Source organism: Streptomyces olivaceus, assembly GCF_000721235.1.
Classification (GTDB): domain Bacteria; phylum Actinomycetota; class Actinomycetes; order Streptomycetales; family Streptomycetaceae; genus Streptomyces; species Streptomyces olivaceus.
This window is the reverse complement of sequence record NZ_JOFH01000048.1, coordinates 1-14,821: the sequence shown is the minus strand read 5'-3', so window position 1 is coordinate 14,821 and position 14,821 is coordinate 1. Positions and strand designations below refer to the sequence as shown.

Genomic DNA, 14,821 nt, shown 5'->3' with positions numbered 1-14,821 from the left:
AAGATCATGTTGACGGGGTGAATTCCTTCCGATGAACGACGCCAGCACGACCCAGCCGATCCAGGCCGACGGTGCCGACGTTCCCGAGACCGACACCGGCCACGGCAAGCACCGCGGGCCGGTCTCCAGCCAGGAGGGCGAGGCGACCCCGCAGGGCCGCCACCGCAAGCCGGCCGGAGAGTCCGAAGTGGCCGCCTGACCGCACGTACGAAGTACGTCAAGGCAGGTCAGGACGGGACGAGGCACAGCAACACCCGAAGCAGGCGGCTCCGGCCCCGTTCGTCGATCCGACGGACGGGGCCGTTGTCGTCGTCCGTTGTCGTTTTTCTCAGTCCCCGGGGCGACCGGAACCTCCGCAGTCCCCGTGGTCGTTCCTCGTCGTCCGGAATCAGCCGAGCGCGACGACCGTGTCGGCGAGGACCGGGGCGTCGTCCCGTTCGACCGCGCCGACGGCCACCCGCACCGTCCGCGTCCGGCCGCCCTCGGGGGCCGCGGCCCTCCACATCCGCACCCGCAGTGTCTCCCCCGGGTACACCACGCCCGCGAACCGCGTGCGGTACCCGCGCACCCGGGTCACATCACCGTCCAGCAGGGTGTCGACGACCGCCTTGAGGGCGGCGCCGTAGGTGCACAGCCCGTGCAGGACGGGCCGGTCGAAGCCGGCGCGCGCCGCGAACTCCGGGTCGGCGTGCAGCGGGTTCCAGTCGCCGGAGAGCCGGTGGAGCAGGGCCTGGTCCTCGCGCAGGGGCCGCTCGGCCACGTGGTCCGGCGCGGTGGCGGGCGGCGGCGCCGGACGCCCGGACGGTCCGCGCTCACCTCCCCAACCGCCTTCCCCGCGTACGAAGACCTCCGCCTCGTCGGTCCACAGCGGTCCGTCCGCGTCGGTGACCTCGGTGCGCAGGACGAGGACGGCCGCGGTGCCCTTGTCGTACACGGCGACGACGCGCGAGGCGGCGCGCGCCCGGCCCCGCACCGGAACCGGCCGGTACGTGTGCAGCCGCTGCCCGGCGTGCAGGACTCGGGCGAGGTCCACGTCGACGCCGGGTGCGGACAGGGCGCCGATCACACCGGGAGGCCCGCCGCCCGCGACCGTCGCGAAGCTCGGCAGCACGTGCAGCCGGGACTCCAGGGTGTACCGCAGTTCACGCGGGTCGGTCGCGGGCCGGCCGGCGCCGATGCCCAGGTGGTAGAGCTGGACGTCCTTGTGGTCCCAGGCGATCTCGCGGACGCGGGGTGCGGCGGCGAGCGCGCGGGCTGCGTCGATGGGCATGGTCCTCCAGTCGCTGCGGGTACTCGGGTACGCGTCCCGGCATCAGGCAGCCCGACCGTACGGGAGCCGTGGCGAGGGCCGGCGGCCGGGATATTTGTCCCGCGGAACTCCGGACAACCGCATCTGCCGCTCGCCCCCGCCGGGTCCGTAACGTCCGTGACGGGGTGCGGGGCACGACCCCGACGACGGAGAGACGACGGAAACGTGACGGAGACGGAAGGGGGCCGACGGCCATGACCGGGACCCGAGGGCGACTGCGCAGGATCTCCTGCCGACTGGACGCGTGGCAGCTGGCGCGGCAGGCCGAGACCGACACCAGGACCGGGGCCGGTACCGGGGCCGGGGGCGGGGCCGCCGCCGAGGCCTGCGAACGGCCGGAGCGGATCGGGCCGCCTCCCAGCGGTTTCACGCTGCTCCCCTGGCTCCTGATGGGCCTGGGCAGCCTCGCCAACATCATCCAGGGGCAGAACGACAGCTCCTGGATCGGCGGCGCGGGGCTGCTCGTCTTCAACTCGCTCTACATCTACGTGGCCTTCCGCTCGTTCGACGACGAACGCCGCAAGGCTCCGTCCACCCGGCTGGCCCTGGCCGTGATGGCCCTGGTGACCTGCGCGCTCGCCCTCGCCTACGGAGGCAGCTGGCTGCTGTTCTTCCCGCTGCTCGGCCTGGCCGCGGGCGCTGCGCTGCGCGGCCGGTGGCTGGGCCGGTGGGGCTGGTCGCTGGCCGTCGTGTCGGGTGTCGTGGCAGGTCTGAAGGACGGCTGGACCGGCCTGAACATCGCCTACGGGACGTTCCTGTCGACGATGGTGACGGCGGCGATCCTGAGCCTGTCCGACGCCGTACGGCAGCTGCGCGCGGCCCGGGAGGAGCTGGCCACGCGGGCGGTGGCGGAGGAGCGACTGCGCTTTTCGCGGGATCTGCACGATCTGCTGGGGCACACCCTGTCGGTGATCGTGGTCAAGGCGGAGGCCGCCCGCCGGCTGGCGCCCCGCGACCTGGACGCCGCGCTGACCCAGGTCTCGGACATCGAGTCGGTGGGCCGCCAGGCGCTGACCGAGGTCCGCGAGGCGGTCACCGGCTACCGGGAGGGCAGCCTCGCGACCGAGCTGGACCGGGCCCGCTCGGCGCTCGGCGCCGCGGACGTGGACCCTGTGGTCCACCGCTCGGGCCCGCCGCTGCCGCCGCAGGCCGAGGCGCTCCTCGGGTGGGTGGTGCGGGAGGCGGTCACCAACGTCGTACGGCACAGCGGGGCGAGCCGGTGCGAGATCGCGGTGGCGGGCGGCGCGGACCGGGTGCGGCTGACGGTCACCGACAACGGCACGGGCGGCGGCGGCCCCGTCCGGGGCACGGGCACCGGGCTGACCGGCCTGGCGGAACGTCTCGCCACGGCGGGCGGTTCGCTCACCGCGGGGGCGGGGCCGCGGGGCGGCTTCTCGGTGACGGCGGAGCTGCCGGTGCGGGAGGTGGCGGAGGAGCCACCGGTGGGCGTACCGGCGTAACCCGCCCGCACGTCCCGCCTCCGGCGTCCTCACGCCCGACGCCCGGTGACCGGGGCCCCGCGACCCGCGTCCCGCGTCCGGCGACCGGCGACCCGCGACCCCGCGTCCGGCGACCGGCGACCGGCGTTCCGCGTCCCGCGTTCCGCAGGCCTTCGGCTGTCCCCTCCGGCCCGGCTTCCCGGAGCCGGGGGCTGCCTCTCCGGCACGGCTTCCCTCGACCGGGACCGGATCCGCCGCCTCTCGGGACCAGGGCCGAACCCGCCGCTTTCCGCGGCCGGTACCGGTCTCCGGCACGGCCTGACCGGGCCGGACCGACCTCTAACCTTGCCCCGTGACCGACGAGACGCCCCCGCACCCCCACCCGCATCCGCATCCCCACCCCCGCCCCGTCCGGGTCCTCCTCGCCGAGGACCAGGGCATGATGCGGGGCGCGCTCGCGCTGCTGCTCGGGATGGAGGACGACATCGAGGTCGTCGCGCAGGTCGCGGCCGGGGACGAGATCGTCGGCGCCGCGCTCGCGCACCGCCCGGACGTGGCGCTCCTCGACATCGAGCTGCCGGGACTGAGCGGCCTGGACGCCGCCGCCGAGCTGCGGGAGCGGGTGCCCGGCTGCCGGGTGCTGATCCTGACCACGTTCGGCCGCCCCGGGTACCTCAGGCGGGCCATGGAGGCGGGCGCCGCCGGTTTCCTGGTGAAGGACGGGCCGGTGGAGGAGCTGGCCGGAGCCGTCCGCCGGGTGCTGGGCGGCGAGACGGTCGTCGACCCGGCGCTCGCCGCCGCCGCGCTGAGTGCGGGGCCGAGCCCGCTCACCGGCCGGGAGTGCGACGTGCTGCGGGCCTCGGCGGACGGGGCGACGGTCGCGGACGTCGCCGCGGCGCTGCACCTGTCCGAGTCCACGGTCCGCAACTACCTCTCCGCGGCCATCGGCAAGACCTCCACCCGCAACCGCACGGAGGCACTGCGCGAGGCCCGCCGCCAGGGCTGGCTGTGAAACGGAAACGGACGGGACCCCCGCCCGGCGAGGCCGCTCCCGTGCCGCACCCCGCCGTTCCCTTCCCCCATCCCTCCCCCCTCGCCCCTCACCCCCGCTACCCCCGCTCCACCGCCTCCCCGCTCGGCTTCCCCGACGGCAGCCACGCCCACATCATGAGCGCTGCGGCGGCCAGCACCACCGCCCCCGTGCGGAACACCAGCGCGTAGCCGTCCGTCAGCGCCTCCGGCCCGGCGCCCTCGCCCCCGGCGCGGGCGGCCGCGATCGTCGACATCACCGCGAGCCCCAGCGAACCGCCCATCGTCCGGGAGGTGTTGATCAGCCCGGAGACCAGTCCGGCATCGCCCGGAGCCGCACCGGAGATGGCCAGCGAGGCCAGCGGGGTCCCCGCCGTCCCCGCGCCCAGCATCATCAGCACGCCCGGGATCATGATGGTGGTCAGATACCCCCCGTCCGCGGTCATCGTCGACTGCCAGCCGAAGCCGACGGCCGCGACGACCGTGCCGATGACGGCCACGTTCCGCGCCCCGATCACCGGCATGAACCGCGGGGCCGCCTTCGACCCGAGGACCACGGCGAGCGAGCTGGGCACGAGGGCGAGCCCGGCCTCCAGCGGGGAGTAGCCCAGCACGTTCTGCGCGTACAGGGTCATGAAGAACCACATCGAGAACATCGCCGAGCCGGACACCAGCATGGCCACGTTCGCCGAAGCCACCGACCGCAGCCGCAGCAGCCCCAGCGGCATCAGCGGCGCCTTCGTCCGCGTCTCCACGAGGAGGAACAGGGCCAGCAGCACCAGCCCCGCCGCCAGCGGCAGCAGCGTCGCGGTCGCCGTCCAGCCCGCGGACTCGGTCTGCGAGATGCCGTAGGCCAGCGTGGCGAGACCGACGGTCACCAGGAGCGCGCCCGGCAGGTCCAGGCGGCGCCGCTCGCCGCCCCGGCCCTCGGTCAGCCACAGGGCGGCGCCGACCAGCACCACCGCGCCGATCGGCACGTTGATCAGCAGCACCCAGCGCCAGGAGAGCCCGTCCACCAGGACCCCGCCCACCAGGCCGCCCGCCGCGCCGCCGCCCGCGCCGACCGCGGTCCAGGTCGCGATCGCCCGGGCCCGCGCCGCCCCCTCGGGCACGGCGGCCGTGAGGATCGTCAGCGTCGAGGGGGCGAGCACGGCCGCGCCCAGGCCCTGTGCGGCCCGTGCCACCAGCAGCTGCCAGCCCTCCTGGGCGAGGCCGCCACCCAGCGAGGCCAGGGTGAACACCCCGAGCCCGACCAGGAACATCCGCTTGCGCCCGTACAGGTCGCCGGCCCGGCCGCCGAGCAGCATGAACCCGGCGAAGGCGATGGCGTAGGCGTTGACCACCCACTGCAGTCCCTGCGCGCTCAGTCCGAGGTCGGTCCGCATCGACGGCAGGGCGACGTTGACGACGGACACGTCGAGCACGACGAGGAACTGCCCGGCGCAGGCGAGGGCCACGACGAGCCAGGTGGGCGGCGTACGGCGCGGGGGTATTCGGGGGCCGGCGGAGGTACCGGTGGCTTCCAGCATGGGCGTCATGGTCTCAACCCGGCAGGGCCCCTTGCATCGGCATTTCGTCCCGGGTGGACTGAGTCCTCGTGACCGATCCCGGGACCGAAGGCTTACGGCCACGGGCGTGGGTGGCCCGGCGGAAAAGGCGGCATTGCGGGGTCACCAAGAGAAGGTCAAGGTTTCGTTAGGGGCTCGAAGCATCGGAATAGTTGCCCGGGCACACGAGGTTCACCCTGCACACGTCCCGCCCACGCACGCATGCGCCGACCACGCATGCGTCTCGACGACTCCTGGCCTGGAGGCCCCGCCACATGTCCCACACGACGACCGACGAGCCCGTGCGAAAGGCGAGCGGGGCCACCGTCCCCGTGCTCGCCTTCGCGGGCATCGCCGTCGCGGTGATGCAGACCCTGCTCGTCCCCGTCATCAAGGACCTGCCCCAACTTCTGGACACCACACCCAGCAACGCGACCTGGGTCATGACCTCCACGCTCCTGTCCGGAGCCGTGGCCACGCCGATCATGGGCCGGCTCGGCGACCTCTTCGGCAAGCGCCGCATGCTGATCGTCAGCCTGTCGGTGATGGTGGTGGGCGCGCTGATCAGCGCGTTCAGCGACGCCCTGATCCCGGTGATCGTCGGCCGTACGCTCCAGGGCTTCGCGATGGGCGCGATACCCCTCGGCATCGGTCTGATGCGCGACATGCTGCCCCGCGAGCGGCTCGGCTCGGCGATGGCGCTGATGAGTTCCTCGATCGGCGTCGGCGGCGGCCTGGCGCTGCCCGCCGCGGCCCTGGTCGCCCAGCACACCGACTGGCACGCCCTGTTCTACGGCGCCGCCGGCCTCGGCGTCCTCGCCATCGTGCTGACGCTGCTGGTCGTGCCGGAGTCCCCGCTGCGCGCCAAGGGCTCCTTCGACTTCCCGGGCGCGCTGGGCCTCGCCGCCGGGCTGGTCCTCTTCCTCCTGCCGATCACCAAGGGCAGCGACTGGGGCTGGGCCTCGGGCACGACCCTCGGGCTGTTCGCCGCCGCCGCGGTGGTCCTGCTGCTGTGGGGCCTGATGGAGCTGCGCGTCGCGGCCCCGCTGGTCGACCTGCGCACCACGGTCCGCCGCGAGGTCCTGCTCACCAACCTGGCCTCGATCATGGTCGGTGTCTCCTTCTACGTGATCTCGCTCGTCCTGCCGCAGCTCCTGCAGCTGCCCTCAGAGACCGGTTACGGCCTCGGCCAGTCGATGGTCGTCGCGGGTCTGTGCGTGGCCCCGCTCGGCCTGACGATGATGTTCACGGCTCCGGTGTACGCCCGTCTGTCCGCCCGCTACGGTCCGCGGACCACCCTGATCATGGGTCTGCTGATCATCGGGATCGGCTACGCCGGCGGCCTCGGCCTGATGAGCGCCGCCTGGCAGACCGTCGTCACCTCGGTGCTGATCGGCGCGGGCATCGGCCTCGCCTACTCCTCGCTGCCCGCGCTGATCATCGGCGCGGTCCCGGCCTCGGAGACGGGCGCGGCCAACGGCCTCAACACCCTGATGCGGTCCATCGGTACGTCGGTGTCCAGCGCCGTCATCGGCATGGTGCTCGCCAACACGGCGAACGACGTCGGCGGCGTCGCCCTCCCCACCATGCAGGGCTTCCGCGTCTCCTTCCTGATCGCGACCGGCGCCGTCGTCATCGGCCTCGCGCTGGCCTTCTTCCTCCCCCGCCGCACGACGGGGGCCGGGGTCACGCAGCTGCGCGCGAGCAGCGAGGAGGAGGCGAACCTGGCCCGCGCGGAGCAGGCCCTCACCGGGCAGGCACCGCTCGGCGTGGCGGGTGAGCGGCCGCACGGTTTCCACGGCCGGGTACTGGCCGCCGACGGCGCTCCCGTCGCCCGTGCCAAGGTCACGCTGATCGACCGGCACGGACGGCAGGCGGGCGCGACCCTCTCCGGGGGAGACGGCGGCTACGCCCTCGCCGTGCCCGCCCGGGGCGCGTACGTCCTGGCCGCCCGCGCCGCCGGCCACGGCCCGCTCGCCCACGCGGCGGTCCACGACGGCGACCGGCCGGTCGACCTGGACCTGTCCCTGCCGGGCGAGACGGTCCCGGCCTGACCCGCACCCCCCCGCCCCACCGCACCCCCGGCCGCCGTCGCGCGACCGGGGGTGCGGCAGCATGGGCCGCCCGCACCCGCACCCGCGGCTCCACCGACCCGACCCGTACCCCGCACACCACCGAGAGGACCCGCATGCCCGCGGTACCCGCCCCCGACGTCCCGGCCTCCGGCGTTCCGACCCCCGACGTCCCGGCGCCCGACGGCCCTGCGCCCGACGTCCTGGCCGCCTTCGAGGCCGCGAAGGGGTTCATGCCCGCGCACGAGGGCCGCGCGCTGTACGCCGCCGCCGTCGAGGCGGGCGGGCTCGGGCTGCCGCTGCTGGAGGTCGGCACGTACTGCGGGCGCTCCACCGTGCTGCTCGCCGACGCGGCCCGCCGCGCCGGGGTCACCGCGCTCACCGTCGACCACCACCGGGGCAGCGAGGAGCAGCAGCCGGGCTGGGAGTACCACGACCCGGAGACGGTCGACCCGGAGCTGGGCGTCATGGACACCCTGCCGACCTTCCGCCGGACCCTGCACCGGGCGGGTCTGGAGGAGCACGTGGTCGCCCTCGTCGGCCGCTCCCCGCAGGTCGCGGCCGTCTGGAACTCCCCCCTCGGCCTCGTCTTCATCGACGGCGGCCACACCGACGAGCACGCGAACGCCGACTACGAGTGCTGGGCCCCGCACGTGGCCGAGGGCGGCCTGCTGGTCGTCCACGACGTCTTCCCCGACCCGGTCGACGAGTTCACCGGCCAGGCCCCGTACCGCGTCTGGCTCAGGGCCCTGGAGTCCGGCGCGTTCACCGAGGTCTCCGCGACCGACTCGCTGCGCGTGCTGCGGAGGACGGGGACGGGCACCCCGGGAGCGGTGGGGACCTGAGCGCCGTACAGGCCCTAGAGTCACTGGCGTGTCGTACACAGGCCCGGACTTCGAACCTCCTCAGCCCCGCCGCTCCCCGCTGCGCCGCCCGCTGACCGTGGCGGTCGCCGCGCTGGTGCCCGGGGCGCTGCTCGGGTGGGGGGTGTACGCGGCGGTCGGCGGCGGCTCGGACGACGGGGCGCCGGGCGACGCCGGCCACCCGGCGGCGTCCTCCGCGGCCGCCGAACCGTCCACCGCCGGCAAGCCGTCCCCGTCGGACTCCCCCGGGGACTCCCCCTCGGACGCCGCGCCGCTCAAGGGCAAGGTCGTCGTCATCGACCCGGGCCACAACCCGGCCAACTTCGAGCACGCCTCGGACATCAACCGCAAGGTGAACGTCGGGACGCACTGGAAGGAGTGCGACACGACGGGCACCGCCACCAACGCGGGCTGGCCCGAGGCGAAGTTCACCCTCGACGTGGCCCACCGGCTGCGCACCCTCCTCGAAGAGCGGGGCGCGACGGTGAAGCTGACGCAGGACGGCGACCGCGCGTACGGGCCCTGCGTGGACGAGCGCGCCCGCATCGGCAACGAGGCGCACGCGGACGCCGCGATCTCGATCCACGCCGACGGGTCCGGAGCCGGCAACCGCGGCTTCCACGTGATCATGCCCGGCGCGGTGCACGACGGCGACGCCGACACCCGCGCCATCGTGGCGCCCTCGGCGGAACTGGGCGAGAGCGTCGCGGGCGTTTTCGCACGCGTCACCGGCAGCGAGCCCTCCAACTACCTCGGCGACGGCACCGGCCTGGTGACGCGCACGGACCTGGGCGGTCTCAATCTGTCAACGGTTCCGAAGGTCTTCATCGAGTGCGGCAACATGCGCGACAGCGAGGACGTGGCCCGGCTGACCAGCGGCAGTTGGCGGCAGAAGGCGGCGCAAGGGATGTCTGAGGGAATCGTGAGTTTCCTGCGCGGGTAGCGATCAGCGCGCCGATCCCTGCGGACAGCGCCGAGGTACGGACGATAGTGTCGTCCGTACGATGAGGGGCCACCCCCGCGCTTCACACCGGAACCTTTCGGCGCCATCGTGACAGCGACGCCTCTACCGATGACGAGACGACCTACGAAGGACCTGAAGTGAATATCCGCTCCCTCACTCGAGGCGACGGCGTGGTGATCGGAGCAGCGGTGTTGCTGTTGATCGCGTCGTTCCTCGACATCTACTCGATCGACGGCGCCCCGGACAGCGCCGAAATCCCCAGCCTGTGGGGCAGTGGCTCGGTCGTGCTCGGTGTAGTCCTGGCGGGCGTCATCGGCGCCGCGCTCGTCGTGGTGGCGCGCGCGATGCCGCAGCCCATGAAGGTGGCGGGGCTCGACCTGGGCCAGTTCGGCATCGCGTTCTCGGTGTTCGCCGCGTGGTGTGCGCTCGGCAACATCTTCGACCCGGCCGGTGCCTTCGACAACAACGGAGGGGCCAGCGGCATCAATGCCGGACTGGGCCTGATCCTCGCCCTGATCGCGACGCTGCTCATGGCCGCCGCGGCGGTGGCCACCCCGCTGGTCCCGGCCCTCAAGGGCTCCCTGATCCCGGCCTCGCGTCCGGCCGCGCCGCAGCCCTACGGCGGTCAGCCCCAGGGTGGTTACGGCTACCCGGGCGCCCCGCAGCAGCCGTTCGGCGGTCAGCCCGGCCAGCCGGGCCAGCCCGGTCAGCCGGGGCAGCCGGGCCCGTCCTTCGGCGGCCAGCCGCAGCCGGGGCAGCCGCAGCCCGGGCAGCCGCAGGCTCCGCAGCAGGCGCAGGCGCAGCCGTCCGGGGACTTCTCGCCGTTCTGGTTCGCCGTGCCGGTGCCGCGTCCGCTGTTCGCGGAGGACGGCTCCCCCACGCCGATCGCCGAGCTGGCGCCGGGCACCTGGTACCTGGCCGTCGAGCAGCGCGGCGCCAACCTGGTCGCGCAGACGCAGGACGGCCGCCGAGGCGTCCTGCAGGACGCCTCGGGCATCCAGCGCGGCTGACCGGCCGCGCCCGCCCGCTCACCTCAACGGCCCCCCGCCCACCGGTACTTCCGTACCGCCGGGCGGGGGGCCGTGGGTTTCGCAGGTTTCAAACACGCTTGCGGGGCCAGACGGTAGGCATGTCCCCTCGAAGTCGCAGTGGCTCCCACTCCGCCGGAACGGTCGTCGCGGTGATCGCGGACGTCATGGCCGTCATCCTCGGACTGTGGATTCTGATGTACCTGTTGGACGCCAACCGGGGCAACGACCTGGTGCAGTTCGTCCATGACGCGGCCCGCTGGCTCGCCGGCTGGTCGCACGACCTCTTCACGTTCGACGAGGCCTGGGCCCGCGTGGTCGCCGGTTACGGACTGGCGGCCGTCGTCTACCTCTTCGTCGGCCACGCCATCGCCAACCGCCTGCACCGGAACTGACGGCGGGCGCCGACGCCGCTCGTGCTCCGGCCCTGCGGGTCAGACGCAGCAGTCCGGGTCGAGCCCCCTCGGCAGGCGGTCGCCCGCGAACACCTGGCAGGTGGCCTCGTGGCCGCCGAGCGCGGCGACGGCGAGCAGCAGGGAGCCGGCCGTCCAGGTGGTCAGCTCGCGCGGCCACACGGCGTCGTCGTCGAAGACGTACCCCGTCCAGTACAGGCCGCTGTCCTCGTCCCTCAGGTGCTGGATGGACTGGAGGACGGTCAGCGCGTGGTCGGACTCGCCCACCGCCCACAGGGCGAGGGCGAGTTCGGCCGACTCGCCGCCCGTCACCCACGGGTTGGGCACGACGCAGCGCACCCCGAGGTCCGGGACCACGAAACGGTCCCAGCTCTCCTTGAGGCGGGAGCGGGCCTCGGTACCGGTCAGCGCGCCGCCCAGGACCGGGTAGTACCAGTCCATCGAGTAGCGGCCCTTGTCCAGGAACCGCTCCGGGTGGCGGCGGATGGCGTGCCGCAGGGCGCCCGCCGCCAGCTCCCAGTCGGGCTGCGGCTCCTCGCGCTGCTCGGCGATGGCGAGGGCGCAGCGCAGCGCGTGGTGGATGGAGGAACTGCCGGTCAGCAGCGCGTCGGTGGCGCCGGAGCCGTCGTCGTCCTGGCGCCAGCCGATCTGCCCGCCGGGCTGCTGGAGGCGCAGCACGAACTCGACGGCCGCGTGGACGACGGGCCACATCCTCTCCAGGAACGTGTCGTCGCCGGTGGCGAGGTAGTGGTGCCAGACGCCGACGGCGACGTAGGCGACGAAGTTGGTCTCGCGGCCGTGGTCGGTGACGTCGGCGAAGTCCCCGTCGGCGTAGGCGGCGTACCAGGAGCCGTCCTGGTTCTGGTGCCGGGCCAGCCACGCGTACGCCCGTCCGGCGGCCTCGTGCTCGTCCGCCGCGTCCAGGGCCATCGCCGCCTCGACGTGGTCCCAGGGGTCGAGGTGGTGCCCGCGGAACCACGGGATCGCGCCGTCCTCGCGCTGTACGGCGAGGATGCCGCGGACGGTCGCGGCGGCCTGGGCGTCGGTGAGGACGCCGGGCAGCACCAGGTGTTCGGTACGGGGGGTGCGGGGGGTACCGGGGTGGCGGGACGAGGTCACGCGGCGTCCACCGGCGGCAGGTGCGGCTTGGTCGCGTAGGCCACAAAGCTCTTGCCGATCAGCGGGTTCAGCGCCTGCTCGGCGACGCGCGTCGCCAGCGGCTTCTTCATGATGTCCCACACCAGCAGCTTGTGGTACGCCCGCACGGGCAGCGCCTTGTCGTTGTCGACGCCGAACGCGCACTTCAGCCACCAGTACGGCGAGTGCAGCGCGTGCGCGTGGTGGGTGCCGTACGGCCGGAGGCCGGCCTCGCGGATGCGGGCGAGGAGCTGGTCGGCCCGGTAGATGCGGATGTGGCCGCCCTCGACCTCGTGGTAGGCGTCGGACAGCGTCCAGCAGACCTTCTCGGGGCCGTAGCGCGGCACGGTGACGGCGATGCGGCCGCCGGGCTTGAGGACGCGGACCATCTCGGCGAGGACGCCCTTGTCGTCGTGGATGTGCTCCATCACCTCGGAGATGATGACGACGTCGAAGGATTCGTCGGGGAAGGGCAGGGCGAGCGCGTCGCCCTCCATGGCGGTGGCGGTGGCGCCGGCCGGCGCCTCACCCGCCTCCTCCATCGCCGCGAACCACCTAGCGACCTCCTTTATCTCCTCCTCGTTCTGGTCCAGGGCCACGACCCGTGCCCCGCGCCGGTAGCACTCGAACGCGTGCCGGCCGGCGCCGCAGCCGAGGTCCAGGACGCGGTCGCCCGGGGCGAGCGGGAACCGGGAGAAGTCGACGGTCAGCACGTGGCCCTGCTTTCGGGATAGACGCCGGTGTCACCGGTGGTCGGGGTCGGGGGCTCGGCCCGCCGGTCGGCCGTGGCGGAGGGGCGGTGGCCGAGGGCTTCGCGGTAGCGGGCGACGGTGCCCTCGGCGGCGCGGGCCCAGGTGAAGTGCTTCAGCACGCGTTCGCGTCCGGCCGCGCCGAGCCTGGCCCGCAGTTCGCGGTCGCCGAGCAGCCGGTTCAGCCCGGCGGCGAGCGCGTCCGCGTCGCCGGGCGGCACCGCGAGGCACGTCTCCCCGTCGGGTCCGGCGACCTCCGGCACGGCTCCGCCGGTGGTGGCGAGGAGCGCCGTGCCGGTCGCCATGGCCTCGGCGGCGGGCAGCGAGAACCCCTCGTACAGCGACGGCACGCACGCGACCTCCGCCGACCGCACCAGGTCGACGAGTTCGGCGTCCGAGATGCCCTTGACGAACTCGACGGCGCCCTGGAGGCCGTACCGCTCGATCGCCTGGGCGACGGGCCCCTCGGCGGGGCGCTTGCCGACGACGACGAGGTGGGCCCGGGGGTGCTCGGTGCGCGCCTTCGCGAGCGCCTCGACGAGGAAGACCAGGCCCTTGAGCGGTACGTCCGCGCTGGACGTCGTCACGATCCGGCCCGGCACCCGCGGCACCGACGGATCGGGCGAGAACAGGCCGGTGTCGGCGCCGATGTGCACGACGTGGATGCGCTCGTCCCGTACGCCGAGGTGGTCGACGATCTCCTGACGGGAGGTGCCGGAGACGGTGAGCACGGAGGGCAGGCGGCGCGCGACGCGCTTCTGCATGCGGGTGAACGCGTACCAACGGCGCACGGAGTAACGGCGTTTGCGGCTGTCGGCGGCGTCCAGCTCCAGCTGCCGGTCGACGGTGATGGGGTGGTGGATGGTGGTGACGAGGGGCGCACCCACGTCGCCCAGCAACCCGTACCCGAGGGTCTGGTTGTCGTGCACGACGTCGAAGTCGCCGCGCCGGGCGCGCAGATGGCGCCGGGCGCGCAGCGAGAACGTCAGCGGCTCCGGGAAGCCGCCGGTCCACATGGTGCCGACCTCGAGCGCGTCGACCCAGTCGCGGTACTCGCCGCGCTTCGGGGTGCGGAAGGGGTCGGGCTGGCGGTAGAGGTCCAGGCTGGGCAGCTCGGTGAGCGAGAGCCGGTCCCCGAACCCCCCGTCGGGTCCTTCGCCGAGTCCCTCGTCGAGGACGGGGTAGGGCTGGGCGCCGATGACCTCGACGCGGTGGCCGAGGCGGGCCAGTTCGCGTGAGAGGTGGCGGACGTAGACGCCCTGGCCGCCGCAGAACGGGTTCCCCTTGTAGGTGAGGAGCGCGATGCGCAGCGGTCGCAAGCCGTCGGCGGCGGGTTCCGGACGGGGACCCGTCCGACTGGCCTCGGCGGTCACTCTGGGCCCCCTTCTCACTGCGCTGTCCCGCGACACTATGCCGGGACGCTAATCTAGAACAAGTTTCAGACTTGATCGTCAGCGGCTTCGAATCTACCGGCAGGTAGCCGGACTGTGACGAGTGGATCAGGTGATTCACGCCACGGCGAGAGGGGGGAGCGGGTGACCGGGCAGACGACTGGGGCGACCGGGGCGGACCGGCCGACGACGGAGACGGCACCGGAGACGGAGACGGCACGGGAGACGGATGCGTCCGGCCCGGCTCCCCGCCCCGCGGCCCCGCCCCTCACCGAGCGGCAGCGGGAGCGCCGCCGCCGCATCCTGCGGGCGACCGCCCGGCTGGCCGGCCGGGGCGGCTACGAGGCGGTGCAGATGCGGGAGGTCGCGGAGTCCTCGCAGGTCGCCCTGGGCACGCTGTACCGCTACTTCCCGTCCAAGGTCCACCTGCTCGTCGCCACCATGCAGGACCGGCTGGAGCGGCTGCACGACACCCTGCGCGAGAGCCCGCCGACCGGCGAGACGGCCGCGGACCGGGTGGCGCAGACCCTGATGCGGGCGTTCGGCGCGCTCCAGCGCGAACCCCGGCTGGCCGAGGCGATGACCCGCGCGCTGACCTTCGCCGACCGCGGCGTCTCCCCGGAGGTCGACCAGGTCTCCCGGCAGACCACGGCGATCGTCCTGGACGCGATGGGCGGCCCGGAGGACCCGACCCCGGAGCAGCTCTCCGCGGTCCGCGTCATCGAGCACACCTGGCTCTCGACCCTGATCACCTGGCTCGCCGGCCGCACCTCCCTGGACCAGGTACGGGTGGACATCGAAACGGTGTGCCGCCTGCTCGACCTGACGGAGACGGGCCGGGGCGAGCAGGCACCGCGCCCCTGACGGCCCCGCTGCCCCC

Annotated in this window: 14 protein-coding genes; 9 read left to right on the top strand and 5 right to left on the bottom strand. The window is 73.9% G+C overall.

Features of this window, described 5'->3' with window-relative positions; genetic code table 11:
* Positions 1-31: 31 nt before the first annotated feature.
* On the top strand, positions 32-199 hold the full coding sequence (locus IG94_RS42170; protein WP_107060782.1) for a hypothetical protein: 168 nt from the start codon (positions 32-34) through the stop codon (positions 197-199).
* Between the two features lie 189 nt (positions 200-388).
* Here IG94_RS42170 and IG94_RS0134295 read toward each other — a convergent pair whose 3' ends face one another.
* Complete coding sequence (locus IG94_RS0134295) at positions 389-1,270, bottom strand: MaoC/PaaZ C-terminal domain-containing protein (RefSeq protein WP_031046649.1); 882 nt, start codon at positions 1,268-1,270, stop codon at positions 389-391.
* A 233-nt stretch (positions 1,271-1,503) separates the two neighbouring features.
* Between IG94_RS0134295 and IG94_RS0134290 the strand changes: the two genes are divergently transcribed.
* Together IG94_RS0134290 and IG94_RS0134285 are read left to right on the top strand one after the other, a co-directional pair.
* Positions 1,504-2,769: a sensor histidine kinase gene (locus IG94_RS0134290; protein ID WP_031046646.1), complete on the top strand. Its 1,266-nt coding sequence runs from the start codon at positions 1,504-1,506 to the stop codon at positions 2,767-2,769.
* A gap of 331 nt (positions 2,770-3,100) precedes the next feature.
* The gene (locus IG94_RS0134285; RefSeq protein ID WP_078892535.1) at positions 3,101-3,760 is read left to right on the top strand and encodes a response regulator transcription factor; all 660 of its coding nucleotides are present in this window, start codon (positions 3,101-3,103) and stop codon (positions 3,758-3,760) included.
* A 97-nt stretch (positions 3,761-3,857) separates the two neighbouring features.
* On the opposite strand, the gene IG94_RS0134280 is transcribed toward IG94_RS0134285, so the two are convergent.
* Positions 3,858-5,306, bottom strand: a complete 1,449-nt coding sequence (locus tag IG94_RS0134280; RefSeq protein WP_031046641.1) for an MFS transporter — start codon at positions 5,304-5,306, stop codon at positions 3,858-3,860.
* Positions 5,307-5,599: 293 nt separating this feature from the next.
* Between IG94_RS0134280 and IG94_RS0134275 the strand changes: the two genes are divergently transcribed.
* From IG94_RS0134275 to IG94_RS0134255, 5 genes are all read left to right on the top strand, one after another.
* The gene (locus IG94_RS0134275) at positions 5,600-7,378 is read left to right on the top strand and encodes an MFS transporter (RefSeq protein WP_031046639.1); all 1,779 of its coding nucleotides are present in this window, start codon (positions 5,600-5,602) and stop codon (positions 7,376-7,378) included.
* A gap of 251 nt (positions 7,379-7,629) precedes the next feature.
* Positions 7,630-8,241 carry a class I SAM-dependent methyltransferase gene (locus IG94_RS0134270; protein ID WP_052411004.1) on the top strand — a complete coding sequence of 204 codons (612 nt, stop codon included), beginning with the start codon at positions 7,630-7,632 and terminating at the stop codon, positions 8,239-8,241.
* Positions 8,242-8,269: 28 nt separating this feature from the next.
* On the top strand, positions 8,270-9,202 hold the full coding sequence (locus tag IG94_RS0134265; protein ID WP_031046636.1) for an N-acetylmuramoyl-L-alanine amidase: 933 nt from the start codon (positions 8,270-8,272) through the stop codon (positions 9,200-9,202).
* Positions 9,203-9,360: 158 nt separating this feature from the next.
* Positions 9,361-10,233 carry a DUF5336 domain-containing protein gene (locus IG94_RS0134260; protein ID WP_031046632.1) on the top strand — a complete coding sequence of 291 codons (873 nt, stop codon included), beginning with the start codon at positions 9,361-9,363 and terminating at the stop codon, positions 10,231-10,233.
* Positions 10,234-10,352: 119 nt separating this feature from the next.
* Positions 10,353-10,646: a hypothetical protein gene (locus IG94_RS0134255; RefSeq protein WP_031046629.1), complete on the top strand. Its 294-nt coding sequence runs from the start codon at positions 10,353-10,355 to the stop codon at positions 10,644-10,646.
* A gap of 39 nt (positions 10,647-10,685) precedes the next feature.
* Here IG94_RS0134255 and IG94_RS0134250 read toward each other — a convergent pair whose 3' ends face one another.
* From IG94_RS0134250 to IG94_RS0134240, 3 genes are read right to left on the bottom strand one after another with little or no spacing between them, the layout of a single operon-like run.
* Positions 10,686-11,783, bottom strand: a complete 1,098-nt coding sequence (locus IG94_RS0134250; RefSeq protein WP_031046626.1) for a glucosidase family protein — start codon at positions 11,781-11,783, stop codon at positions 10,686-10,688.
* Positions 11,780-12,514, bottom strand: a complete 735-nt coding sequence (locus IG94_RS0134245) for a class I SAM-dependent methyltransferase (protein WP_031046624.1) — start codon at positions 12,512-12,514, stop codon at positions 11,780-11,782. The genes IG94_RS0134250 and IG94_RS0134245 overlap by 4 nt, the downstream gene beginning before the upstream one ends.
* Positions 12,508-13,923, bottom strand: coding sequence for a glycosyltransferase family 4 protein (locus tag IG94_RS0134240; protein ID WP_031046614.1), 1,416 nt, complete (start codon positions 13,921-13,923; stop codon positions 12,508-12,510). The genes IG94_RS0134245 and IG94_RS0134240 overlap by 7 nt, the downstream gene beginning before the upstream one ends.
* A 162-nt stretch (positions 13,924-14,085) precedes the next feature.
* Here IG94_RS0134240 and IG94_RS0134235 point away from each other — a divergent pair, with 162 nt between their 5' ends.
* Positions 14,086-14,805 carry a TetR family transcriptional regulator gene (locus tag IG94_RS0134235; RefSeq protein ID WP_078892534.1) on the top strand — a complete coding sequence of 240 codons (720 nt, stop codon included), beginning with the start codon at positions 14,086-14,088 and terminating at the stop codon, positions 14,803-14,805.
* The last annotated feature ends 16 nt before the right edge of the window (positions 14,806-14,821 follow it).

Bases quoted from the DNA above. Each gene is read 5' to 3' on its own strand.
- IG94_RS0134295 (WP_031046649.1), bottom strand. From the start codon at position 1,270: ATGCCCATCGACGCAGCCCGCGCGCTCGCCGCCGCACCCCGCGTCCGC.
- IG94_RS0134275 (WP_031046639.1), top strand. From the start codon at position 5,600: ATGTCCCACACGACGACCGACGAGCCCGTGCGAAAGGCGAGCGGGGCC.
- IG94_RS0134270 (WP_052411004.1), top strand. From the start codon at position 7,630: ATGCCCGCGCACGAGGGCCGCGCGCTGTACGCCGCCGCCGTCGAGGCG.
- IG94_RS42170 (WP_107060782.1), top strand. From the start codon at position 32: ATGAACGACGCCAGCACGACCCAGCCGATCCAGGCCGACGGTGCCGAC.
- IG94_RS0134290 (WP_031046646.1), top strand. From the start codon at position 1,504: ATGACCGGGACCCGAGGGCGACTGCGCAGGATCTCCTGCCGACTGGAC.
- IG94_RS0134255 (WP_031046629.1), top strand. From the start codon at position 10,353: ATGTCCCCTCGAAGTCGCAGTGGCTCCCACTCCGCCGGAACGGTCGTC.
- IG94_RS0134280 (WP_031046641.1), bottom strand. From the start codon at position 5,306: ATGCTGGAAGCCACCGGTACCTCCGCCGGCCCCCGAATACCCCCGCGC.